At 62.9% G+C, this 23,138-nt stretch carries 25 protein-coding genes; 23 read left to right on the forward strand and 2 right to left on the reverse strand.

What is annotated here, in order from left to right; translation table 11 throughout:
• Positions 1-72 precede the first annotated feature (72 nt).
• Positions 73-321 (forward strand): hypothetical protein, encoded by a 249-nt coding sequence (locus J2D77_RS06275; protein ID WP_207845411.1) that lies wholly within the window; start codon positions 73-75, stop codon positions 319-321.
• A gap of 106 nt (positions 322-427) precedes the next feature.
• Positions 428-3,046, forward strand: coding sequence for a hypothetical protein (locus tag J2D77_RS17215; RefSeq protein WP_331000072.1), 2,619 nt, complete (start codon positions 428-430; stop codon positions 3,044-3,046).
• 90 nt (positions 3,047-3,136) lie between these two features.
• Here J2D77_RS17215 and J2D77_RS06285 read toward each other — a convergent pair whose 3' ends face one another.
• The gene (locus tag J2D77_RS06285) at positions 3,137-3,925 is read right to left on the reverse strand and encodes a prepilin peptidase (protein ID WP_207845412.1); all 789 of its coding nucleotides are present in this window, start codon (positions 3,923-3,925) and stop codon (positions 3,137-3,139) included.
• 229 nt (positions 3,926-4,154) lie between these two features.
• Between J2D77_RS06285 and J2D77_RS06290 the strand changes: the two genes are divergently transcribed.
• The 21 genes from J2D77_RS06290 to J2D77_RS06390 all read left to right on the forward strand — a co-directional run bounded on the left by J2D77_RS06290 (position 4,155) and on the right by J2D77_RS06390 (position 21,573).
• On the forward strand, positions 4,155-4,571 hold the full coding sequence (locus J2D77_RS06290) for a flagellar basal body rod protein FlgB (protein ID WP_207845413.1): 417 nt from the start codon (positions 4,155-4,157) through the stop codon (positions 4,569-4,571).
• Positions 4,572-4,583: 12 nt separating this feature from the next.
• On the forward strand, positions 4,584-4,991 hold the full coding sequence (gene flgC, locus J2D77_RS06295; RefSeq protein ID WP_207845414.1) for a flagellar basal body rod protein FlgC: 408 nt from the start codon (positions 4,584-4,586) through the stop codon (positions 4,989-4,991).
• 616 nt (positions 4,992-5,607) lie between these two features.
• Complete coding sequence (locus tag J2D77_RS06300; protein ID WP_331000167.1) at positions 5,608-6,546, forward strand: MotE family protein; 939 nt, start codon at positions 5,608-5,610, stop codon at positions 6,544-6,546.
• A gap of 207 nt (positions 6,547-6,753) precedes the next feature.
• A complete protein-coding gene (locus J2D77_RS06305) occupies positions 6,754-7,089 on the forward strand; it encodes a hypothetical protein (RefSeq protein WP_207845416.1) in 336 nt (111 codons plus the stop codon).
• Between the two features lie 250 nt (positions 7,090-7,339).
• On the forward strand, positions 7,340-9,004 hold the full coding sequence (gene fliF / locus J2D77_RS06310; RefSeq protein ID WP_207845686.1) for a flagellar basal-body MS-ring/collar protein FliF: 1,665 nt from the start codon (positions 7,340-7,342) through the stop codon (positions 9,002-9,004).
• 20 nt (positions 9,005-9,024) lie between these two features.
• A complete protein-coding gene (fliG, locus tag J2D77_RS06315) occupies positions 9,025-10,053 on the forward strand; it encodes a flagellar motor switch protein FliG (RefSeq protein WP_207845687.1) in 1,029 nt (342 codons plus the stop codon).
• Positions 10,050-10,814, forward strand: coding sequence for a hypothetical protein (locus J2D77_RS06320; protein ID WP_331000073.1), 765 nt, complete (start codon positions 10,050-10,052; stop codon positions 10,812-10,814). The genes fliG and J2D77_RS06320 overlap by 4 nt, the downstream gene beginning before the upstream one ends.
• Before the next feature lie 17 nt (positions 10,815-10,831).
• Positions 10,832-11,224: a flagellar motor switch protein FliN gene (gene fliN, locus J2D77_RS06325; RefSeq protein ID WP_207845417.1), complete on the forward strand. Its 393-nt coding sequence runs from the start codon at positions 10,832-10,834 to the stop codon at positions 11,222-11,224.
• 80 nt (positions 11,225-11,304) lie between these two features.
• On the forward strand, positions 11,305-11,604 hold the full coding sequence (locus J2D77_RS06330; RefSeq protein ID WP_207845418.1) for a flagellar biosynthetic protein FliO: 300 nt from the start codon (positions 11,305-11,307) through the stop codon (positions 11,602-11,604).
• 61 nt (positions 11,605-11,665) lie between these two features.
• Entirely contained in the window at positions 11,666-12,433 is a 768-nt protein-coding gene (fliP, locus tag J2D77_RS06335) for a flagellar type III secretion system pore protein FliP (protein WP_207845689.1), read from the forward strand.
• 21 nt (positions 12,434-12,454) lie between these two features.
• Positions 12,455-12,913: a hypothetical protein gene (locus J2D77_RS06340; protein WP_207845419.1), complete on the forward strand. Its 459-nt coding sequence runs from the start codon at positions 12,455-12,457 to the stop codon at positions 12,911-12,913.
• A 163-nt stretch (positions 12,914-13,076) separates the two neighbouring features.
• A complete protein-coding gene (locus tag J2D77_RS06345; RefSeq protein ID WP_207845420.1) occupies positions 13,077-14,636 on the forward strand; it encodes a methyl-accepting chemotaxis protein in 1,560 nt (519 codons plus the stop codon).
• Positions 14,636-14,968, forward strand: a complete 333-nt coding sequence (locus tag J2D77_RS06350; RefSeq protein WP_207845421.1) for an STAS domain-containing protein — start codon at positions 14,636-14,638, stop codon at positions 14,966-14,968. The genes J2D77_RS06345 and J2D77_RS06350 overlap by 1 nt, the downstream gene beginning before the upstream one ends.
• A gap of 2 nt (positions 14,969-14,970) precedes the next feature.
• Positions 14,971-15,354 (forward strand): response regulator, encoded by a 384-nt coding sequence (locus J2D77_RS06355; protein ID WP_207845422.1) that lies wholly within the window; start codon positions 14,971-14,973, stop codon positions 15,352-15,354.
• Positions 15,355-15,369: 15 nt separating this feature from the next.
• The gene (locus J2D77_RS06360; RefSeq protein ID WP_207845423.1) at positions 15,370-17,715 is read left to right on the forward strand and encodes a chemotaxis protein CheA; all 2,346 of its coding nucleotides are present in this window, start codon (positions 15,370-15,372) and stop codon (positions 17,713-17,715) included.
• A 43-nt stretch (positions 17,716-17,758) separates the two neighbouring features.
• Positions 17,759-18,220, forward strand: coding sequence for a chemotaxis protein CheW (locus J2D77_RS06365; protein ID WP_207845424.1), 462 nt, complete (start codon positions 17,759-17,761; stop codon positions 18,218-18,220).
• Positions 18,221-18,228: 8 nt separating this feature from the next.
• Positions 18,229-19,059 carry a CheR family methyltransferase gene (locus J2D77_RS06370; protein WP_230975553.1) on the forward strand — a complete coding sequence of 277 codons (831 nt, stop codon included), beginning with the start codon at positions 18,229-18,231 and terminating at the stop codon, positions 19,057-19,059.
• Positions 19,060-19,062: 3 nt separating this feature from the next.
• Positions 19,063-20,097, forward strand: coding sequence for a protein-glutamate methylesterase/protein-glutamine glutaminase (locus tag J2D77_RS06375; protein ID WP_207845426.1), 1,035 nt, complete (start codon positions 19,063-19,065; stop codon positions 20,095-20,097).
• A gap of 114 nt (positions 20,098-20,211) precedes the next feature.
• Positions 20,212-20,601 (forward strand): response regulator, encoded by a 390-nt coding sequence (locus J2D77_RS06380; protein ID WP_207845427.1) that lies wholly within the window; start codon positions 20,212-20,214, stop codon positions 20,599-20,601.
• Positions 20,598-21,158, forward strand: coding sequence for a chemotaxis protein CheD (locus tag J2D77_RS06385; protein WP_331000074.1), 561 nt, complete (start codon positions 20,598-20,600; stop codon positions 21,156-21,158). Before J2D77_RS06380 ends, J2D77_RS06385 begins: the two co-directional genes overlap by 4 nt.
• A 28-nt stretch (positions 21,159-21,186) precedes the next feature.
• Entirely contained in the window at positions 21,187-21,573 is a 387-nt protein-coding gene (locus tag J2D77_RS06390; RefSeq protein WP_207845428.1) for a hypothetical protein, read from the forward strand.
• Positions 21,574-21,628: 55 nt separating this feature from the next.
• On the opposite strand, the gene J2D77_RS06395 is transcribed toward J2D77_RS06390, so the two are convergent.
• Positions 21,629-23,116 carry a protoglobin domain-containing protein gene (locus J2D77_RS06395; protein ID WP_207845429.1) on the reverse strand — a complete coding sequence of 496 codons (1,488 nt, stop codon included), beginning with the start codon at positions 23,114-23,116 and terminating at the stop codon, positions 21,629-21,631.
• Between the last annotated feature and the right edge of the window lie 22 nt (positions 23,117-23,138).

A 23,138-nucleotide genomic window follows, 5' to 3' on the forward strand; every position in this document is an offset into this window, starting at 1 on the left:
ATATTTGATTGAGTGTAATGCCGGTGCCCGGTTGTTCGGTCCGCCGGGACTTTTCTTTATAGGGATAATGACATGGCAGACACCACGGCAGCCTCGGCACTGGCTTCCAGCCTTCGCAACGTCACCACGGCAACGTCAGAGGCCGCCTATCGCACGTCCCGTCCCGAACATGCCGTGGGGAAAGGCATCAACATCATCGACCAGAATGTCGATGGTTCTTCCTCCTCCATGCAGTTCGATGCATCTGGCCAGATTATCCCCACCGGAAAGGCGCAGAAAGCCGAATCCGCAACGGCCAGCGCTGTTGATCTTTTTGCCTGACTGGTCTTCTCACCCTGCCCGGCGCCGTCATGCGGCTGCCCGGACAACGGGCGGGGCATAGCCCTTTCAGGATGAATGACACGTGCATTTTAGCAAAGTCCCGTGCGTGAAACGCTGTTTTGCCGTTTCGCTTGCCGTGCTTCTGTCTTGTTCCGTCGCCATGCCAGGTCTGGGTGCGGGCAGGCGCGCACAGCCTGTGCGGCATGCGCGTCAGGCCCCTGCACCCCGGAAAAAACCGGCCCGGCCCGTCAAGGCGCCCGTCAAGACGGCGACCCCCGCGCAGGCCACCCCGCCAACGGCGGCACCCACCGGGGCCTCCGCGGCAGATGCCATCGTGCTCAAGGGCCTGCCTGCCGCCTGGGCGGCCACGGTGCTGGACAAGCCTGCTCCGCCGCCACCTCCTTCCCCCGCTTCGGCCTCGGCCGGCAACAAGCCCGCCAACGCGAAGACCGCCAAAACCACGCCCGCAAAGGCGGGTGCACCGGCCAATGCGGCAGTCGCGGCCGCTGGGGCCAACCAGGGTGGGGCGTCCGTTGCATCCTCGCAGGACCGGATTCTCATCCCCACCCCCGCCGGTGTGGGGCTCGCTGCGTTCCAGAGCGGCAACCGCTTTATCATCGTTCTGGACAAAGCGGAGGCGATGGATACCAGCGCCCTGCGTGGCGATGGTATTTTCTCGGCCCTGACGGTCACCACCCTGCCGGATGCCACCCTGATCCAGGTGCCGCTGCCCGATACCCGCGAACTTTATCTGTCCCAGCAGATGGAAGGGTGGGTGCTTGGCGACAAGCCGCCGCCGGGCAACGATTACGGGGATCGCCGCGTCATCAACCCGCGTCAGGCGGAAGGCGGCATTCTCTACCCCATGCGCCGCCCCGGCCGGGTGCTTTCCATTACCGACCCGGCATCGAACGCGCGGCTTCTGGTCGGCACGTCCACCACCGATGACGGCGGCATACTCTCCCTGCGCAAGGGGGAAGGATACGATGTGTGGCCCACGACGGAAGGCGTGGTCATTGCCGCGTGGTCGCAGGGGATCGGCCTGCGCGCAACGCCTGAGGGTGCGCTGCTGAGCATGGACGGCAAGGCGTTCCCCGATACCGGGGCGGCCGTTTACGCCAGCGATGTCGATTTCAAATGGCTCGGGCTTCGGGACCTGCCGCTGCCGGACCTGGCCAAGCGTTTCCGTGCGGCAACACTGGCCGCGGCGGCGTCCGAGCCGGCCCAGCGTTTTGCCCGCCGGCTTGACGCAGCAAAAGCCGCTTTCGCCCTGGGCTCCTTCGTGGAAGCGCGCGGAATCCTGACCGTCGCCCTCGAGGACGACCCGGAGGAAGCCGCACAACCGTCTGTCCGTTTCCTGCTGGCCGCGTCGGAATTGCTGAGCGGGAACCGCCAGGGCGCGTCCTTGCTGGAAGGCCCATGGCCCGACAACCAGCAAAGGGCGGTCCAGCTTTGGCGCGGTTTGTATCTTGCCGCCCTGGGCGGGCGCGATACGGAGGCATCGCACATGCTGGCCCGCGATTTCGGGCGGCTCAAGAGCTATCCTGCCGCCGTGCGTGACACCATTCTGCCGGTCGCCGCCGAAGAAATCGGGCGTTACGGTTCGCAGGACGATGTGGAGGCCATGGGCAAGCTGCCCACGGGGGCACCGTACGAGCTTGTCAGCGCGTTTACCCAACTGCGTTCGGGCAACCGCAAGGCGGCTTATGCCGGGTTCGAGAAACTGACCAGGGACAAGGACCCGCTCGTGGCTGAAAAAGCCATGGAGCAGAAGGTCTCGCTCGATCTGGCCAATGGCAGCATGACCCCGCCCGCGGCTGCGGATGCTTTCGAACTGCTGCTGCCCGATGCGCGCCTGGCAGGGCGCGAAGCACCCGTGCGCCTGTTGCAGGCCGATGCCTATATGCGCGCGCAGAACTGGCCCGCAGCCCTGGGCGCCATCGACAATGCCCTGTCTTCTCCCGCGCCGATTGCCGTATCCGTCACCACGCCTTTGCTGCTCCAGACCCTGGCGGGCATTGCGGCACAGGGGGCGAAGGAGACCGACAAAAAAGCGCTGCTATACGATACGGCCATGCTGAAATCGCATCTGTCCATTTTGCCGCCTGGCGAAAAAAAGGCGGAGGTCATGGGCGGGTATGCGGGCATGCTGCTGAACCTGGGGCTGCCTGATGACGCAGCCCAGGCCTATTCCGACGCCATTCCCATGCTGGACGGGGCGGAAGCCCGCGCGCGCCTGGGCGAAGGCCTGGCCAATGCCGATCTTGCGCGCAAGCGCCCGCAGGATGCCGTAACAGCCCTGACCCGGACCGATGCGCCCGACCTGCCCGATGACATCAAGGCGGCCAGGCGCCGGGCTGCGGCGCGCGTGGCTTTGGCGCTGGGTGACCAGGCCAAGGCGCTTTCCCTGTTGCAGGGCGATACAAGCCCCCAGGCGCTGGACACCAGCGCGCGCATTCATGAGGCAAAGAATGAATGGGCCATGGCCGCGGCCGATCTGCGCATAGTGGCCGAGACGGCCATTCCGCAAACCGGCACCCTGTCCGACAGCCAGCAGGCCCTTGCCCTGCGCCTGGCGTCCGACGCGTCGCAGGCAGGGGATCATGCAACGCTGGACTGGATTGCCGGTATTGTCGGCAACCGTTCCATGACGGGCGATAACGACCGGATGTTTCGGCTGCTCACCCAGCCGCCCGATGCCTCGATGGCTGCGGCCTCGCCGTAGGGATCTGGTCGTATCGCCGCTTGGCTGGCGGATGGCTGCGCCGGACCTGGCGTGATCGTGCTTCGGCCCGGTGCTTTTTGATGCGGCGTTTCAGTGCCCGGTCAATGCCTGCACCCAGCCCGGCAGGGCGGGACAGGCCTGGACCAGCAGGGTAAGTGTCAGCCCCATGGCGAAGGACGGCCCCATGGGGCGCGCCCAGGTCCGTTCCGGCCCGTCCAGGTAGACATGGCGGGGTGGCGGGATATTGAGGGCGCGCATGACCACGCAGGATGCCCAGTGGAGCAGCGCGCTCAGCAGCAGGAACGTCGACAGATGGGTGCTGCCCACCCACGCGCCGCAGGCCGTGGCCATGGTGATATCCCCGCCCGAGAGAAAATTGGCCCTTAGCGAGATGGACATGAATGTCAGCGCCAGGCTGACGGCCACCCATGCCGCCGCCGCCCCCAGAATGGCCGCGTTGGCGCTGTCATGCAGGACGTTGGAGACAAGCCCCGCCAGCATCATGGGCACGAGCACGTAGGTCGGCATCCAGCCTTCCATATAGTCGAGCAGGGCGGCCAGGCAGGCGAAATTGAGTGCGATCGCGTCCGCCACGGCCACGCCGGGCGGCATGCTGGCCAGGAAAATGATGCATAGCGAGGATGTCAGCAGGCAGCTTGCGGTGATCTCGCGCCTGCGTTGCGCCGTGGCGGCCGGTGGCCCGGCGCGTATGCCGCCGATCATGGGCAGCCAGCGCAGGGCCGCGCGGTAAAGCACCACCGATATGGGGAACCACAACGCGATCCCGAGCCCCGCCATGCTGGCCCTGCTGTCATGGGCCAGCAGGCTCCAGACAACCATGACGGCCGTCGCCCCGGCGGACAGGAGCGTATCGCTCATGCCAGGTTTCCGTATCCCGTTCTTGCCTGATCCATTGGGCCCTGCATGACCTGTCCTGCCTGAAATCCTGATTTAGCCATATCCGACATCCGCCCCGAAGCAAATCTTGCGATACCGAGAAAACTGTGGATTTCGATGCAGCCCCACGGTATCCATGACCTCATGGGTCTGTGATGGCCCTTGTTGGAACATTCAGGCGCGCGGGACGCGGGAAGGAAGTAGACGCCACATGCTGGAAGCACTGTCACCCCACACCACGCAGGCCAGTACCGGCACGGATGTGCTGGGTCTTGCCGAACGCCGCATGCAGTGGCTGCAGACGCGGGAATCCGTTCTGGCGGGCAATGTCGCCAATGCGGATACACCGGGTTACGTGGCCAAGGACATTGCCCCGTTCCAGGGTGTGTTGCAGTCGCAGATGACCATGATGCTGGCCCAGACCGAGGCCGGGCACCTGCCCGGGCGCAGCGGCAGTGCGGAAGCCCGCAAGGTCGGCGGCACGTCCTCGCCCGACGGGAACGAGGTCACGCTGGAAACCGAACTGGAAAAAGTGGCTGATACCAACGACCAGCAGCGTTTTGCGACAAGTGCCTACAGCACCTATATGTCGATGTATACGATCGCCCTGGGCGCAAGCGGCAGCTAGGCAGGGTAGAAGATGGATTTTTCGGATACCATAGGTATTTCCGCCTCCGGCATGCAGGCCCAGGCGGATCGGCTGCGGGTCGTGTCGGAAAACCTGGCCAACCAGGAAACGACAGGCACAACGGCCGGGTCCGACCCGTATCGGCGCAAGACGATCACGTTCAAGGAAACCCTGAACCACGAGACCGGCGCATCCAGCGTGCAGGTCAAGACTATCGGTCAGGACCAGACACCGTTCGAAACACGGTACGAACCGGGCCACCCGGCGGCGGACGCCAAGGGCTATGTGAAGGTGCCCAATGTGAACATGATGGTGGAAGTCATGGATTCACACGAGGCCCAGCATTCCTACGAAGCCAATCTGAACACCATGCAGATTACCCGCTCCATGCTGACCCGCACTATCAACCTGATGAAATAATCCCGCCTCTTTTGGGGGCCGCTCTGCGCCGCCCGGGGGCAGCCCCGGGGCGGTGATGCCGGGTGTGTTCTCCAGGCAGGGGCAGGTCCGGCCGGGCGGGGTTTTGGATCGCCCTGCAAGGCGGCAGAATTGTCACACGCGGCGTATGTCTGCGGCCTGGGCAACGGGGTGCCGCCCCGCCTGCCGGGAAAAGGGCTTTTTCTTCAATAACTTCGGCATGAATATACGCCGGGCCTGGCACTGGCCCGGCCGCCATGCACGTCGGGCGGCGGGAAAGAACGAGAGAAAAAGGCGCGAATGTGGCGATAGCAACGCTTGACAGGAGCCTTGGGTTCGCAGCATCAACAACAATTGTAGCGTTAGATTTTCCAACTTGTGGCCATACGGTTCTGAAAAAATAAAAAGTGACCGATTTATATGAAATATGAATGGGTTGGCTATCAGGAATACACAGCGCAAAAGCGGTCCGGGAAGACAGGGCCCGATATTGGACCGAAGGTCTGTTGTGTGCTCATGTTTCGAAACGTGACAGGGGCATTCCGTATCAATCGTCGGCAGTGACCGGCAGGTGAGCTAGGTCGTCATGCTAATACCCCGCTTGTCATTCGGGAAGCTTGTGCATATTTCGTCAAGTCTCATGACGCTGTTGCTGGCGATGAACATGCACGCGCTTGCCGGACATTTCAGAGACGATACCCAGGATACGGGCGGTCAGTCGACTGGGCGGCCGGCGGTCAGTGCCGGCGCGTCCGATGCCGCCAAGGCGGCCACCACGAACGGGGCCGATGCGGATACGTCCAATTCCGTGACCGCCACCAGCGCGGACCGCAATGCCATTGAAGGCTGGAAGTCCGTCCTGCCGACCACAGCCGAGGCACCTAGCCCCCCCGTTGCAGCCGCTGCCCCGCCGGCCGAGCCCGCTCCGGCCGCGCCCACGGGCGGAAAGGTCATAACGGCCGAGGCCGACTGCCCCAAGGATATTTCCTGTTCGGGCGGTGCGGTGCTGGTCGCAAGCCAGTCCAATGAAAGCGATCCCGCCGTGAACCGGGCCGAGACCGACCTTGTTAAAGGGCTGCTCGCCCGCCAGGTCGATGTGGATAGCGAACAGAAGGAACTGGAAGTCCAAAAGCATGTGCTCGACGCCGCGAAAGCGGCACTGGACGAGAAAATGCATGTGCTGGACAACTCGCTCGCAGTACTGGCCGAAAAGCAGGCCGCCCATCAGGAGACACTTTCGGCCGAGACCGACAGGCTGGTGCGGATCTACGAGGAAATGCCCCCCAAGGAAGCGGCCGCCGTTTTCAACATCATGGATATCCATGTGCTGGTCTCGGTCGCGAGCAAGATGACGCCGCGCAAGATCTCTGCCGTCATGGGCTACATGATGCCCGAGCGTGTCAATCTGGTCTCGCAATATATGGCGGGTGTGCGCAGCTTCCGCCCGGCTCATGTGCCGGGGGCGGATTCCGCGGCGGATGGTACGGCGGCCTCCTGGCTGGCGGGGAATTCCACCGCCCAGCCCGCGCGGGAGACGCTGAAGCTGTCGCGGCAGTAAGAACAATGCAGGCTGCAAGGCAGGCTCTTGCCGTGAATGGGCGGGTGTGGTTCATGCGTTTATGCGTGGGAGTGCCCGGCATGCGGGGCCACCAGGCCCGGATGTGCCAGAGGGGTGTCGCGCCCGACAGGGTAATGGGTGCCATGGGCGGGGCTGGGCCGCGCAGGCATGGCGTATGCAAGTCATGAGTGACAGGAACGGGTGTCTATGATGATCAAGTCCCGCATCGCCGTCTGTCTGGCCCTGCTTGTTGCGGGATGTTCGCCCGATACGGTCGCACGTCATCTGACCGGGCGCGAATGCAATGCCGGCTATATACAGGAGGGGGAGGACTGGTGTGCCCCGCCCGAACGCCCGCCGGTGCCGCAGCCCTACTGCACGCAAAGCTGGAATGGCGTGGATTGCTGGAGCCGCCCGGACCAGATGCCCAATGTCGCCCGGTCGGTGGCCGAAGGGCCGACAGGGCTGACGCAGGACCAGAATGCGAACAGGCTGAACATGCCGGTCAAGCAGATCCCGCCGACCAACGCCTATATTCCGTAGCGGCGGGAACGGGCGGGGGCGGCGGCCTTCGTTCTGGTCCATCCGTCCTGCGGTACGACACAGATGATTTTATCCATGCGGGAGAGCGTGCGGGGGGCCGGAAAAATGGCGTCTCGCAATGTCCGCCCCGCCTTGACGCGGATTACAATGCAATGGCAAGGCGAGAGGCGAAGGGGTGCTGAATGGTTGAGTTGACCGGAGGATTATGTGACGTCCCGATCCCGTGTTGCCATAGCGTAGCGGCTACGTGATGCAGAATATACTGGCCAGCCTGAAAAGCCTTGGGCGCACGCGTCTGTTCGCACTTGGGGCTGCGGCGGCATTGCTTTTGGGGGTTATCGGGGTTTTCGCATTCCGTGGCAGCACGCAGTCGATGGCCCTTCTCTATGGCGATCTCGACCTGAACGAAGCCGCCCAGATGGTCGAGGACCTGAACAAGTCCCATATTTCCTCGACCACCAGCCCCGATGGCACCAGCCTTTACGTACCGCGCGACAAGGTGGCCAGCGCGCGCCTGCTGCTGGCGCGCGATGGCCTGCCCAGCGGGGGGGCGGTGGGTTACGAACTGTTCGACAAGAGCGGCACCCTGACCAGCACGCAGTTCGAGCAGAATATCAACGAAACCCGGGCGATGGAGGGCGAGCTGGAACGCTCGATCCGCCTGCTGCGGGGCGTGCGCAACGTGCGTGTGCATCTTGTCCTGCCGCATCGTGACCTGTTTTCGACCCAGACCAGCCCGTCCCAGGCCAGCGTCGTGCTGGATATCGGGCGTTCGGGGCGTATGGCGGCGGACGGGATTCTGGCCATCCAGAACCTTGTCGCCGCGGCCGTTCCGGGCCTGCGGCCGCAGAATATTTCCATTGTCGATACGCGGGGCGATGTTCTGGCCAAGCCGGGTGATCCCGACAGCACGGCGGGCCAGGAATCCACGCTGGAAAAACTGCGCTCGGCCGAGGAACAACGTCTGGCCCAGGCGGTGGAGGACATGCTGGTGCCCACCTTGGGGGCCGGGCATGTGCGTGCGCGTGCGGCCGTGACCATGAACACGGACGAGATACGCGAAACCGAAGAAAGCTACGACCCCAACCAGCAGGTCCTGCGCTCGCAGCAGACGACATCGGACAAGAACGTCAATACCGAGGCAAGCCCGAATACATCGGTCAGCAACAATCTGCCCAACGCCAATGCGAACCAGAACAACCGGGCCGGCTCCAGCGACGACCGGGAAGAGGAAACCGATAATTACGAGATCGGCAAGCGTGTGCGTGTGGTCAACCAGACCCGTCCGCGCGTGTCCCGGGTCAGCCTGGCCGTGCTGGTCGATGGAACGCTGAGCGAGGACAAGTCCGGCAAGCAGGTCTGGCAGCCTCTGGGCGATGCGGAACTGGCCCGGATCACGGCGCTGGCCAAGACGGCCATCGGCTACGACAAGTCGCGCGGGGATGATGTCAATGTCGTCTCCATGCGCTTCATGCCCGATGGCGGGCTTGGTTTCGCGCCCGAATCCAGTTCCATGTTCACGCGTGAGACCCTTATCTACGTGGCGGAATGGGTCATTCCCATTCTTCTTGCCCTGGGGGCCATCTATATCGCCCTGCGTCCCATGCTGCGCCGCGGCAAGCTCGGCCTGCCCGCCCTGGCAGGTGGGGCCGCCGGTGCAGGTGCGGGCGGTGCGGATGTGGGCGCGGGCGCGGGTGCTGCGGGCACGGCGGCCCTGGCCCGTTCGGCCGGTCCCGCCCTTATTCCCGCAGATGGCGCCAGTGCTGATCCGACGGTCAGTATCGAAGGGGTTGACGGTCAGATGCGGCGCGAAGCGCTTGCGGCCGTGCTGACCCATATGGGCGAAAGCCCGCGTGAGACTGTCTTTATCATTCGTAACTGGTTGGCGGCGGCGGACGTCAAGAAGGGAGCATAACCGTGGCCGAGCCCGCTAGCATGACTTTGGAGGGCGCGCAGGGCGCGTTGCAACCGGCCCTGAACGGGCGACAGAAGGCGGCCATCCTTATGCTTGCTGTCGGGCGTGAACAGGCGGCAAAAATACTCAAGCTCCTGCACGAGGACGAAATTCGCGATATTTCCATTGCGATGTCGAGCCTGGGTATCGTCAAAGCCGAGGTGGTGGAGCAGGTCTGTCTGGAATTCGCCAAGAATTTCGAATCCCCCGAAGGCCTTGTCGGCACCTACGAGACGACGGAAGAATTCCTGCGCAAGGCGCTGCCGCAGGACCAGGTCGAAAAGATCATGGACGAGATCCGTGGTCCGGCAGGCCGTACCATGTGGGACAAGCTGGGCAACGTGCAGGAGACGGTGCTGGCCAACTACCTGCGCAGCGAATACCCGCAGACGGCAGCCGTTATTCTCAGCCGCCTGCAGCCCGCCCATGCCGCCCGCGTGCTGGCCTTGCTCCCCGAGGATTACGCGACCGATGTGATGATGCGCATCCTGCATATGGAGACGGTGCAGCGCGAGGTGCTGGACAGCGTGGAGGCCACGCTGCGTTCGGAATTCATTTCCTCCCTCGGGCGTTCGGCCAAGCGGGACAGTTACGAACTTCTGGCCGAGGTATTCAATAACTTCGACCGCAAGACAGAAACGCGCCTGATGGACGCCATGGACAAGCGCAACCATGACGACATGGAAAAGGTGAAGGCGCTGATGTTCACCTTTGAGGACATCAAGCGCCTGCCGCATGAATCCGTCATGCGTATCGTGGCCGAAATCGATCGCGAAAAGCTGCCGCTTGCCCTCAAAGGGGCGTCCGAGACGGTGCGGACCATGTTCCTGGCCTGTATGTCCAAGCGTGCCGGCAGCATCCTGCTTGAGGAAATTTCGGCCCTGGGGCCGGTCCGCGTCAAGGATGCGGACGCCGCGCAGTCGGATATTGTCGCCACGATCAAGAACATGGCCAATGCCGGGGAAATTGACCTGACCGACAATGGCGGCAATGACGAGATCATTCCGTGACAGCCTCGCTCTCCCCCGGCGCGGCGCAAGGGAGCGCTGCCAGCGCAGCGCCTGCCGCCCGGATTGGTACCGGGACGGGACCAGTACTGCGGCGCGGTTTTCTGGACCTGGAGGATTTTGGCGCAGCCCCCGGCCTAGACGAGAGCGCGAAGGAGGCGGCGGCCGAACCGCCCCCGCCCGTGGTCGAGCCCGTTCCCGACCCCAATCTGCTCACCATGACCAGGGACGAAGCCGCCGCAGCCCATGACGCGGCGTTCAGGGACGGGTATGAAAAAGGAGCGGCCGAAAAGGAAGCCGCATTGCAGAGCCATTACGAATCCTGCGTTGCCGCGCTGGCGGCGGGGTTCGAGGCTGAAAATCTCCGGCGTGACCAGGCGCTGGAGGACCTGACCCGCACCTTCGTTGCGACGGTGGTGGAGATCGTGCGGGGGCTGACCGCGCTGGATGGCTCTGTGCTGGGGGGCATCGAGCGCGATTTTGTTGCTGATGCGCAGGCTTTCGTGAAAGAGTGCGAAGGGCCGGTCACCATCCGGTGCACGGCGGGCGACGGGGCCCCCCTTCAAGCACTTTTCAAGGATAATGAGGCCGTTCGCCTTGAAACCGTGCCGGGTGATGCGGACAGTCCGATCACGATCGTATCGGCGGCGAATACCATAGTTATCGACCCCAAGGAGTGGCGCAGATCCATGGCGGAGAAAATCGTCGCCGCGGTTACGGCCCTTGCCGGGCAGCGTATCGGCCAACCCTTGCACACCGCATAGACCAGGCAGAGAGAAGCATGAGCACAGATAACACGAATTTCGGACTCGAGGATTTCGCCACCACAGCCCCGGATGCCGCCCACCCGGCCGCCGCAGCCCCGGCAGCGGAAGGGGCGGCCAAGGACCAGCCCGCCGCCGAGCCGATGACGATCGGGGCCGGGCAGATGGAGGCGGTCTATGACATTCCCGTCAAGATCACCGCTGTCATCGGCAATGCCGTCATGCCGGTCAGCCAGTTGCTCAGGCTCGGGCGCGGAGCCGTGGTGGAACTGGACAAGAAACTGGGTGAAGCGGTGGATATCTTTGCCAATAACCGCCTGATCGCCCGGGGTGAGGTCGTGGTTGTCGATGACAACCATATCGGCGTGACGATGACGGAAATTCTTTCCTCCACGCCCACGTCGAACTAGCGGGGCCGGCGGTGGCGGGGTCTGCTCTTCTCTCCGCGTCCCAGCCTGGCACGTTCGCGCCGGGGTCGGGGACGCTGGCAATGCCCTGGCTGACCGGCTTTGCCTCGCTGCTGCTTGTCATCGCCCTTATTCTGCTGACCCGCTATGGCGTGAAGTTTGTCGAACCCTACCTGGCGCGGGGGCGGCGTACGCGTGACCTGGCGGTGGTCGAAAGCCTGTCCATTGACCAGCGGCGCAAGCTCAGCCTGATCCGCTGCAAGGACAGGACGGGCCTGATCCTGACCGGCGGCGGCAGCGATGTCTTTCTTGGCTGGATGGACGAACCGCAGCCCCCCGCCGCTCCCGCCTTCGTGCTGCCCGAGATTGACCTGGATGAATGATGCGCAAAGCGGAACAAGTATCGTGATTGCCCAATGCCTGAAAAAATCCGCCCAGCCCCTGATGCGTGGGGCAGGGACGGGGCGCCGTGGCATATGGGTCGTGCTTGTGGCGCTTGCGGCCGGGCTGCTGTGCCCGGTTCTGGCGCAGGCCCAGTCCCTTACGCTTGATCTGGGCAAGGGGTTTGGCGATACGGGCACCACCAGCCACCTTGTGCAGCTTACAGCGCTTATCACGCTGCTTTCCCTGGCCCCCAGCCTGCTTGTGATGGTGACCGCGTTTACACGGATCATCGTGGTGCTGTCGCTGTTGCGCGGGGCCATTGGCGCGCAGGGCACGCCGCCCAACACGGTGCTGATCGGCCTGGGCCTGTTCCTGACATTTTTTGTCATGCAGCCGGTTTTTGAGCAATCCTGGGACCAGGGCGTCGTTCCCATGATGGATGGCAGGCTCAGCGAGATGGACGGGCTCAAGGCGGCGGCGGAACCGTTCCGGGGGTTCATGCTGGCCAATGCCCGGCCCACCGACCTGGCGACATTCGCGCATCTGGCCAATGTGGCCCCCCCCAAGGTCGCGGCGGATACGCCCTGGCGCGTGCTGATGCCCGCCTTCATGGTCAGTGAACTCAGCCGTGGTTTCGAAATGGGTTTCCTGCTCTACCTGCCGTTTCTGGTGATCGATATCGTCACCTCCAGCGTGCTCATGAGCCTGGGCATGATGATGCTGCCCCCCGCCACGATTTCCCTGCCGTTCAAGCTGATTTTCTTTGTCATGGTGGATGGGTGGCAGATGGTGGCCGGTGGCCTGATCAGGAGCTTTGGCGGGGGCTGAATGCGGCACCAGGGCGGGTCGATGTCCGCACGCGGGCCCGTTTTGTTGAAACAGGACTATTTCAGCCCTCTTTTCTGGGGTGAATTATTTATATTATTTGAACGAATATTGATTTTTTTATTTAACCCGTCCCGGCCCGTCCCGCCAGATGGCGGGCGCGTGCAGGCTTTGTCGCCGGCTCCCGCCCGGCGCGCAGATCATGCAGGCTGTTCATTTTCCTGGATAAATGGGGCGGGCCACGCCGCAGGGAGCATGACAGGCCAAAAGGCCATCTTTACAGAAAGCCGCGACATTCATAATCTTGTTTCAAGGCCTTGGATGGTAAAGGACGGAACGACCATGGACATGACCGCCGTACCGGGCATTGCGGGACGGCAGGCTGTGGCCAGGGCGCCGAAAACCGTGCGGCAGGTGACATTGCCGGGCGGTCAGCACCATGCAAAGACTAAGAAACGGCTTAGGGTACAGGGCCTCGGATGACGCCAGCGCATAACGGTAATCCATGTGAACGGCAACGCGATGGCGGGAGCGCCCCAACGGGTTCGGCCTGTTTCGCCACGACACGCGATCGGTGGTGGGGGCTTGGCGCGCGAGCGGTTTCATGCACGGTGCCCCATGCAACACGAAGGAAAGTTGGATCGGCATGTTGAACTGGCTGTACAAGGACGCTCCGTTCCGCGTTAAGATCAAGACGGTAATGCTGGGTCTGGAAATATACCTGATGATCCAGATCATTATCGAAATTGTCGGTTATCTTATGCATGAGCCGGTCGGCCACATGGTTCTGATGAACATGAGCGCGCTGGCCCTTGGGCAGGTGGTTGTCTTCCTCATATGGTCGGCCATGACGCGTGTCGTGATCGCGCCGCTGGAAACGCTGGTGAATGTTGGCGAACAGCTTGGCCGGGGCGAAGTGCGCGGCGAGGTGCCGTTCCTGCATAACAAGGACTGCACGGGGCGCCTGGCCCGGGTCATGGTCGAGTTCGCGCAGATCGTGCGTGACCAGACCGAGGCCCAGCAGCGGCAGGAGGCCATGGGCGCGGAAATCAAGCGCTCGCTCGAACGTAGCGAAGGGCGCGACAGGCAGACCCATGCGGTGATCGACGTTCTGGGCCAGGCGCTGGCCGACATGGCCCAGGGCGATCTGCGCGGCCGCATTGACGACCCCATTTTCGATGGCGAGTTCGCCCCCCTGCGCGATGCCTTCAACAACTCCGCCCTGCGCCTGAACGAAGCCCTGCGCGCCGTGGCCAACAATTCCGACCTGATCGCGACCGGCGCTACCGAGATTTCGACCGCATCCGACGACCTGGCCAAGCGGACGGAAAAACAGGCCGCCAATCTGGGCCAGGCGGCGGCATCGGTCCGCACCATCCGCGATGGCGTGCAACTGACCGCGAAAGCCTGTGCCGAAGCCAGCGACGATACGCGCCAGGCGCTGGAAAAGGTCAGGCTGGCCACGAATGTCATGGCCGAGACCACGCGCGCCATGGACGGGATCAAGACATCGTCGGATTCCATTGGCGAGATTATTTCGGTGATCGACGGCATTGCCTTCCAGACCAATGTGCTGGCCCTGAACGCGGGGGTCGAGGCGGCCCGCGCGGGGGATGCGGGGCGCGGTTTTGCCGTGGTGGCGCAGGAAGTGCGGTCCCTGGCCGAACAGTCCGCCAAGTCCGCCAGCGAAATCAAGCGGCTGATCTCGCTCTCTGCCGTGCAGGTGGGCAAGGGGGTGGAGCTTGTCCAGCAAACCGGCCATTATCTGGGCGAATTTGCGGGCAGTACGCAGAATATCGCCACCCGGGTCGAGGAAATTTCGGTTTCCACGCAGGATCAGGCGCAGCGCCTGTCTGAAATTACCGCCTCCATCGGGGACATGGACCAGGTCACCCAGCAGAACGCCGCCATGGTGGAGGAAACAACGGCTGCCAGCCATAACCTGACAGCCGAAACCCGCACACTCGGGCAGACACTCAGCCGCTTCAAGATCGGTGGCGAGCGTGATCGCGACGGGCAGTACGAAACCGTGGTGGCCCTGCCATCCGCCCGCGCCGCACAGCGCGCGGCCCCTCGGGCGGCTACCCCCGCGGCACCCCGGCCCAGCCGCCCGATCGCCCCCCCTGCGCCGCCGCCCGCCCCGGCACCGGTTCTTGTCTCCTCCATGCCCACCACCGCCTCAGATGACGGGTGGGAGGAGTTTTGATGGCCGCCGCGCCATCGCACGAAGGGGTTGCGACATCGGTGGCCGGCATGGCTGAGGGCGGTACCCTGCCCGTGGTGCTGCCTGAGCGGCTCGATACCGCCGCGGCCCCCGCACTCAAGCACCTGATCGAACAGGCGCGTGCGCAGGCCGGGGCCGGCCGGGCCGGGCTGGACGCATCGGCGGTGACTTATATCGGTGGGCTTTGCCTCCAGCTTCTTCTTGCCAGTGGCTGCGCCGTCATCGCGCCGTCAGAGAAGGTGCGCGAGGCGTTTTCCCTTTTTGGCGTCAGCGAGGTTGTGGCAGACCTGCTGGCTCCCTCCAAGGAACAGTGAATATGGTTGAAAAAAAGGATCTGCGCGTCCTTACGATTGATGATTCCCGCACGATGCAGGGCATGTTGCGCAAGGCTTTGGAGGGGGCCGGTTACGATGTCATCCAGGGTGGAGACGGGGTGGAGGGGCTCGATGTCCTCAAGGAGGCCGAACCGCCGCCCAAGGTGATCATTACCGACATCAACATGCCCCGCATGGACGGGTTCGAGGTGATCGAGGCCGTGCGCAAGCTCGATCGTTTCAAGCACCTGCCCATTATTGTCCTGACGACGGAAAGCGATCCCGAAAAAAAGGCCAAGGCGCGTGCGGCCGGGGCCACGGGGTGGATCGTCAAGCCGTTCAGCCCGGATAGCCTGGTGGCGGCCATTCGCCGGGTCACGGCCTGAACCAGGGAGACTGGCATGAGCGACGACATGGACGATATCCTCCAGGTTTTCTACCAGGAGTGCGACGAGCAGCTTCAGGAGCTTGAACGCGGGCTGGCCGTTCTGGCGGATGGGGAATCCGGGCAGGAGACCATCAATGCCGTCTTTCGCGCCGTGCATTCCATCAAGGGGGGTGCCGCGTCGTTCGGGCTCGATAATCTCGTGCGTTTCGCCCATGTGTTCGAAAGTTCGCTCGACGGGTTGCGCTCTGGCCGTGTCGTGCCCACGCCCGATGTGGTCAAGACCTTTCTCAAGGCGATGGACGTGCTGAGCGATCTCGTGACCGAGGCGCGCGAGGGCACGCCGGTGGATCCCGCGCGGATTGCGGAAAGCCAGGTCGAGCTTGAGGCCATTATCAGCACCGGGGGGGCGGCATCTGCCCAGGCCGATATCATCCCCCAGGACTTCGTGCCCGTGCCGATGGATTTCGAACCGGTGCCCATGGATTTCGAGCCCGTGCCGGTCGCCTTCGAACCCGTGCCCGTGGCCTTCGAACCGGTGCCGGTGGATTTCGATTTCGGGGCGGATACGCAGGCAGAACCCGCCACGGGGTGCCTTGTCGTCACCTTCCGCCCGCATGACGCGTTGTACGAACGCGGGGATGACGCGCGCAACATGCTCAACGGCCTTGCCGATCTCGCGGCCGGGGTGCCGGGCGGGCATATGACGACCACATGCGATTTTTCCGCCCTGCCGGTTTTCGAAGCGGTGGACCCGCTCAAATCCTACCTGGCCTGGCGCGTGGTCCTGCCGCCCGAAGTTACGGAAGACAGCGTGACCGCTGTTTTCGACTGGGTCAGTGACGCCTGCGATGTTACCACCACCCGCGAAGACGGCGCACAGGCCAACCCGGCCGCCGCATTGCTGGATGAGGAGCCGCACGCCCAGGCCCCTGCCGTTCCAGCCCCCACCGTTCCCGACAATGTTGTGCAGGACAGTGCGCCTGTGACTGCCGCGCGGGATGTCGTGGCGGAGCATGCTCACCCGACCGAACCGGCCTCCCCGGTCGCCTCCACGGCCGCGCCCGTATCGCAGGACGTGCATGCCGCTGGCGGTGCGCATCCCCATCCCGCTGCGGCGGGGGGTGCGGCCCGCAAGACGGAACAGCAGGCTTCGATCCGTGTCGACCTGCACCGGATCGACGGGCTGATGGATCTGGTGGGCGAGTTGGTGATTGCCCAGGCCGCTATTGAATCCCTTTCGCGCCGGACGGACCCGGCTGCTGCCCAGGAACTCATGCAGGGTATCGGCAGCATGCAGTCGCTTACGCGCGATATTCAGGATGCCGTCATGGCCGTGCGAGCCCAGCCGGTGCGCGGCGTGTTCCAGCGCATGCAGCGCGTGGTGCGCGAAGCCTGCTCCATGACCAAGAAAGACGTGGTTCTCACCCTTGAAGGGGAGGACACGGAAGTCGATCGCACGCTGGTCGAGAAACTGACCGACCCGCTGACACATATGCTGCGCAATGCCGTCGATCACGGTATTGAAAAAGTGGAGGACCGGCTGGCTGCGGGCAAGCCTGCGCAGGGGCATATTCTCCTTTCGGCGGGGCATCGCTCCGGGCGGATCCTGATCACGATCAAGGATGACGGGGCCGGGATCAACCGCCAGCGCGTTCTGGAGACCGCGATCAAGCGCGGCATTGTGGCACCCGACGCCCAGCTTACGGATGATGAGATCAACAACCTGATTTTTGCCCCCGGTTTTTCGACAGCCGCGACCGTGTCGGACCTGTCGGGGCGCGGTGTCGGCATGGATGTCGTCAAGCAGGCGATCCTCAGCCTTGGTGGACGCGTCGCCATTCAAAGCGTGCCGGGCGAGGGCACGACATTCAGCCTCAGTCTGCCGCTGACGCTTGCCGTGCTCGACGGGATGCTGATTGCGGCAGGGGGTTCCACGATGGTGATCCCCATCTCCTCCGTGGTCGAGGCCATGATGATCGACCAGCGCGACGTGTATGTCCTGCCCGACGGGGGCAATGTCATTTCCATTCGTGGAAGCTGCATGCCCTTTATACCGCTTGCCGCGGCCCTCGGGCTGGCGCAGAAACCATCGGATGAGGATATCCGGGAGGCCGTCATTCTTGTGGTGGAGAATGAATCGGGTGGCCGGGCTGCTCTCGTCGTGGATGAAATTCGTGACCAGACACAGGTCGTTATCAAGAGTATCGAAAAAAACTACAGGCAGATAGAAGGTGTTTCGGCAGCGACCATCCTGGGCGATGGCAGCGTGTCCCTGATCCTTGATGTCTCTGCACTGATTGCCGCCACCGTGGGGCGCATGGACAAGGCATTGGACCCACGTCGCGGCATGGCGGCGTGAAAAGACCATATCATCAGACGGGTATTTGATTAGGGACACGGATATGACGGAAAAAACCGAAGGTACGGACAGCAGGCTTGTCAAGATGATCGTCTTCGCGGTTGGCGAGCAGGAATATTGCATCCCGATCCTGAGTGTCCGTGAAATCCGCGGGTTCGAGAAAACCACCGCACTGCCCTTTGCGCCGCATTATGTCTGCGGGGCCATCAACCTGCGCGGCGTTATCCTGACGGTGATCGACCTTGCGGTTTATCTCAATATCCAGCCGCTGGCCGATAATCCGCGCCGCGTCGTGATTATCGTGGAATCGAAAAACGATACGGTGTGCGGCCTGCTGGTCGATCGCGTGATCGACATGGCGGATATAGACTTGGGCGACATCCAGTCCGTTTCGGAAGAAGGGGGCAGCCTGAACGGGCTTGTGCTGGTCAACCAGCGCATGATCGGCGTGCTGCGGCTTGAAACCATTGTCGGCCAGCTTGTCGGGGATACCGTCGCTGAATGACATATCCGATGTCCAGCAACGAGGCCGAGTATACAGACGCGGACTTTGAAACCGTGCGGCGCATCGCGCAGGACGAGGCGGGCATACACCTGCCCGAGTCCAAGAAAACGCTGGTGTATTCACGTGTGTCGCGCAGGCTGCGTGAGCTTGGCTATACGTCGTTCCAGGCGTATCTGGATTTTGTGCGCATGCCCGGCGCGCGGGACGAGATGGAAAAGCTCATCTGTGCGCTGACCACGAATGTCACGCATTTCTTCCGTGAAAAAAAGCATTTCGAACATCTGCAGACCGTGGTGGTCCCGCATCTGGCGGCAAAGGTGCGCGCGGGCGGGCGGGCAAGGCTGTGGTCGGCGGCGTGCTCGACCGGGCAGGAGCCGTGGAGCATGGCCATGTCGGTCATGACGGCCTTTCCCGATGCGCCATCGCACGATGTGCGCATTCTGGCCACCGACATCAATTCCGAAGTCGTGGCCCGCGCCGCAAGCGGCACCTACCCCGAGGCGGAGACAGAGGGCATTCCCCAACCCTGCAAAGCGCAGTACATGGTGCCCGACCCGTTCGGGGATATGTGCTTTTCCGGGCCGATCTGCCAGTTGCCTGCCTTCAAGGTGCTCAACCTCAACGCCGCATGGCCGATCAAGGGAACGTTCAGCGCCATTTTCTGCCGCAACGTCGTGATCTATTTCGACGAGGCCACGCGTGAACGCCTGTGGCAGCGCCTGGCCGAAAAACTGGAGCCGGGCGGGTTTCTTTACGTAGGCCATTCCGAAAGGGTGACGTTTGTCGATCGGTGCGGATTGCAGCAGATTGCCCCTACAATCTACAGAAAGGACCACTGAACCATGGAGAAACCGGTAAGGGTTCTCGTGGTCGATGACTCACGAACGATCAGGGCGCTTATCAGGCGGTCTTTCAACCAGTATCCGGATATCGTCATCTGTGGCGAGGCCGCGAACCCGATTGAGGCACGGGACCTGATCATCCAGGATCAGCCTGATGTCATTACGCTCGATGTCGAAATGCCGGGCATGAACGGCCTGCAGTTTCTAGACAAGATCATGCGCCTGCGCCCCATCCCCGTCGTCATGGTTTCCAGCCTGACGGCCCGCGGGGCGGATACGGCCATTACGGCATTGCAGATGGGGGCGTTCGAGTGTTTTCCAAAGCCCACTTCTGTGGTGGGGACAGATGCGTTCGCGGGCCTGGCAAGGCTGGTCATCCAGGCGGCGCAGTCCCACCCCGTGGCCCGAACGGAACGGGCGAACCCCGTGCTGGCGGCGGATTGCCCCAAAAGCTGGGCGCATCATTTCGACCTGGTGGCGATCGGTGCATCGACTGGCGGGGTGGAAGCCCTTGAACAGGTGCTGTCGGGCTTTCCCGCGCAAAGCCCGCCCATTGTGGTCTGCCAGCATATGCCGCCCCTTTTCACGGCAAGTTTTGCAGGCCGGCTCGACCAGAAAATTGCAGCCCTTTCCATCCGCGAGGCCACGGATGGCGAGGTACTGGGGCGTGGCTGTGTCAGGATTGCGCCCGGCGGCACGCAGCATCTTGTGGTGGAACGGCGCGAGGACAGCTATGTGACAAGGCTGAAGCACGCGCCCCCGGTCAACGGGCATTGTCCATCGGTCGATGTCCTGTTCGATTCCGTTGCCGGGCAGGTCGGGCGCAATGCGCTGGGCATTATCCTGACGGGCATGGGGCGCGACGGGGCGGAAGGCCTGCTGGCCATGCGCCATGCAGGGGCGCGGACCATCGCGCAGGACAAGGCATCTTCGGTTGTTTATGGCATGCCACGCGTCGCGGCCGAAATCGGGGCGGCGGGCCAGGTTGTACCCCTTGCCCGCGTGAGCGAGGCCGCCATGGCGATCCAGGCGTGACGATCCAGGCGTGACGGGCCAGAAGCAGGCGGCACGACCGGACGGCACACGACCGGACAGGATTTGACATCGGCGCGATTGGCCGAAATTGAAAAAAGAGAAAAGGGGGAGACAATGCCAGCAGCATCGCAGATCAAGGCTCTTATCGTTGATGACCAGTCTTCTATCCGTCAGATTCTGGCCAATAGCCTGGCCCAGCTTGGCTTTGCGCATGTCGCGCAAAGGAAGGACGGCAAGGAAGCCATGGAATATCTGGAACAGAACCCGACCCATCTGGTGATTTCAGATTTCAACATGCCCGTCATGGACGGGCTGGCCCTGTTGCGCGCCGTCCGCGCCAACCCCAAGACCCAGAAGGTCGCCTTCATCATCCTGACCAGCGAGGCCAGCAAGGACCTTGTGCAGGAAGCCATCAAGGCGGGTATCAACAACTTCCTGGCCAAACCCTACACCGTGGCGAAGCTGCGCGAGGTTCTGGAAAAGGTGTTCGGGCCCATAACGTGACGAGTACTCATACAACGACGACTGTTGTACAGGGCGAGGTGGTCATTTCCGACGACCCCGCCACGGTTCTTGTCACCTTGCTGGGGTCGTGCATTTCGGTCTGCATGTTCGACCCTGCAGCGCGCATTGGCGGCATGAACCATTTTCTGCTCCCCGGGGTGGGGGAGGGCGAGGACAGCCTGGCCATGCGCTTTGGCGTCAACGCCATGGAAATGCTGATAAACGGTATTCTCAAGGCGGGTGGCAACCGCGACCAGCTTGTGTGCAAGACATTCGGCGGGGCGGCTGTCGTACCCTCGCTGGGGCGGGTCGGGCAGGATAACTGTCATTTCGTCTTGCAATATCTGTCCGACGAGGGAATACGCTGTATTTCGCAAAGCCTTGGTGGCAGCCAGGCCAGGCGCGTGCGTTTCTGGCCCACGACGGGCCGGGCACAGCAGAATCTTGTGCATGATGTCCAGGCGATCGGACATCAGGAAGAAGCCTATATCCGGCGCCGGGTCGAGGCCGAACGGACATGGGCGCGGGGTTCCGCGTCCGATGTCGAACTGTTCTGATCACCGGCGCATGGAGAAGACACGCGCGATGCAAAGCCCTACCGCCGCACCAGACAGCCCCCCACCCCTTGAGGTGAGCGTGCAGGACGCGGTTGCAAAAGTCGTGGAGATCCTGGGCAGGGCCCATGGCGAGTGCGTTGCGGCACAGGGTGTGGTGGAACTGTGCATGCGAGATGAGGCGCTGAGCACGCAGGACATGCAGTCTGTCCAGACGCTGGATGTGGCGACCCAGACCGTGGAGGCAGCAACCCTTGTGCTGCAAAACCTGCTGACCCTCATGGGGGATGCAAAAATGCCGCCGATCAGCGTGGCGCGCCTGTCAGCGGGTGTGAGCCTGCACGATATCGTGCGGACCCTCAAAGGCGAGAAGGCCCCCACCCCCGCCATACCGGCCGGGGATATCGACCTGTTCTGAAAAACCGGGCGGGCGGGGCGTATGCCCTGCCTTCAGGCGTTGCGGTTCTGTTTGTTCAGGAAACGGTCAGGGAATGTTCCGATAGCCGGAAATTGCTGACCAGCTTGACCATTGTATCGGAACGCTGGTTCAGGGCCTCGCAGTCGGTGGAGGCGTGCTTGGTCATGGACGAGGTTTTTTCCGAAAGATCGCTCAGGCCGGCAGCTTCGCTATGGGTGCTGCGAACGCTCTCTTCCTGGCTGCCCATTTCCTTGTTGATGCGCGAAACCGCATTGCTGACCACGCCAAGGCTGCCGCTGATCTCGGACAGGGCAGCGGCCATCTGCTTGACCGCCGTATCGCCGTTCTTGATGATGGATTCGCTGCGTTGCGCGCTGGCCGCGATCTGCTTTGCGGCTTCCGTGGTCTTGGAGGACAGTTCGCGAATGGCCGTGGCGACAACCGAAAAGCCCCGCCCCGCACTGCCCGCGCGTGAGGCTTCGACATTGGCGTTCAGCGCCAGAAGATTGGTCTGGATCGCAATGCCCTGAATGGTGCCGACCAGTTCGGAAATCGTCTCGCCCGCCATCCGGATATCGGACATGGTCTCGCGCACACTGATGATATTCTTGTCCCCGCGCGATGCGGCGGCCACGCATTTCTTGACAGCGCTTTCCACCGCGGTGGTCTGCCCCGCGACATCGGAAATCGATGCTTCGAGCGAAGCCGTGGCATCCGTGATGCGGCGGATCGAGCCGGTCTGCGCTTCGTTCTGGCCAAGAATGCGGGAATTGCTCTTGCTGATGGAGGCAGCCGAATCCTTCACCAGCCCCGATGCGCGGCGAATTTCCGAGACAATGCCGCCAAGCCCGCTTTTGAGCTTGGCAAAGACATTGGCCAGCATGGGAGATTTTTCTGCCACACTCTTGTCCAGCGATGTCGCAAGGTCACCGCTGGCAACCTTTTCCAGCGCGCGGGCAATTTCTTCCAGCGCGGCCTGTTCGCGTTCGGCCTTGCGGCTCGCTTCTTCCAGCTTGTCCAGATAGGTGGCAATCGCCAGGTCCATGTCCAGCAGGGCGGCCTTGATCAGCGTTCCGATCTTCTCGCCAAGCTGCTGTGCCATTTCGGCGTTCCCCGCCGTCTCCGCATTCCCGCGTGAGAACAGCGAACGGCGCGGGCCGGTATGGGCTGCAAGTTCGCGTTCCACCAGGCGGCGTATCATTCCGTCCAGCAGCAGGCCGTACCCGGCCAGGTACCAGCGGGGTTCAAGCCCGATCTTGGCGTGCATGCCGCCAATTCTTCTTACGGCTTCGACATAGTTCGTATCGAACTTGCCCGAAAAGATCATGTTCCAGTGGACCGCCTGGCGGGACTGGGCTTCGCGCATATGGGCGGTGTCTTTGAAAAAATGCGCGACCTGGGGTGTCTTCTTCACCTGCGCGTAAAAGTCGTTCAGGCTGGCTTCGAGTATGCCCGTCATTTCGGTGCGCATATGCGAAAGGGTAGCGCGCTCTTTCTTGCCGATCTTGAGGAATGACAGCCTTTCCGCAATGGATTGAAGCATGTTTTGATCCGTATCGGGGTCA

The sequence above is a fragment of the Acetobacter garciniae genome (genome assembly GCF_017377735.1).
GTDB classification, from domain to species: domain Bacteria; phylum Pseudomonadota; class Alphaproteobacteria; order Acetobacterales; family Acetobacteraceae; genus Acetobacter; species Acetobacter garciniae.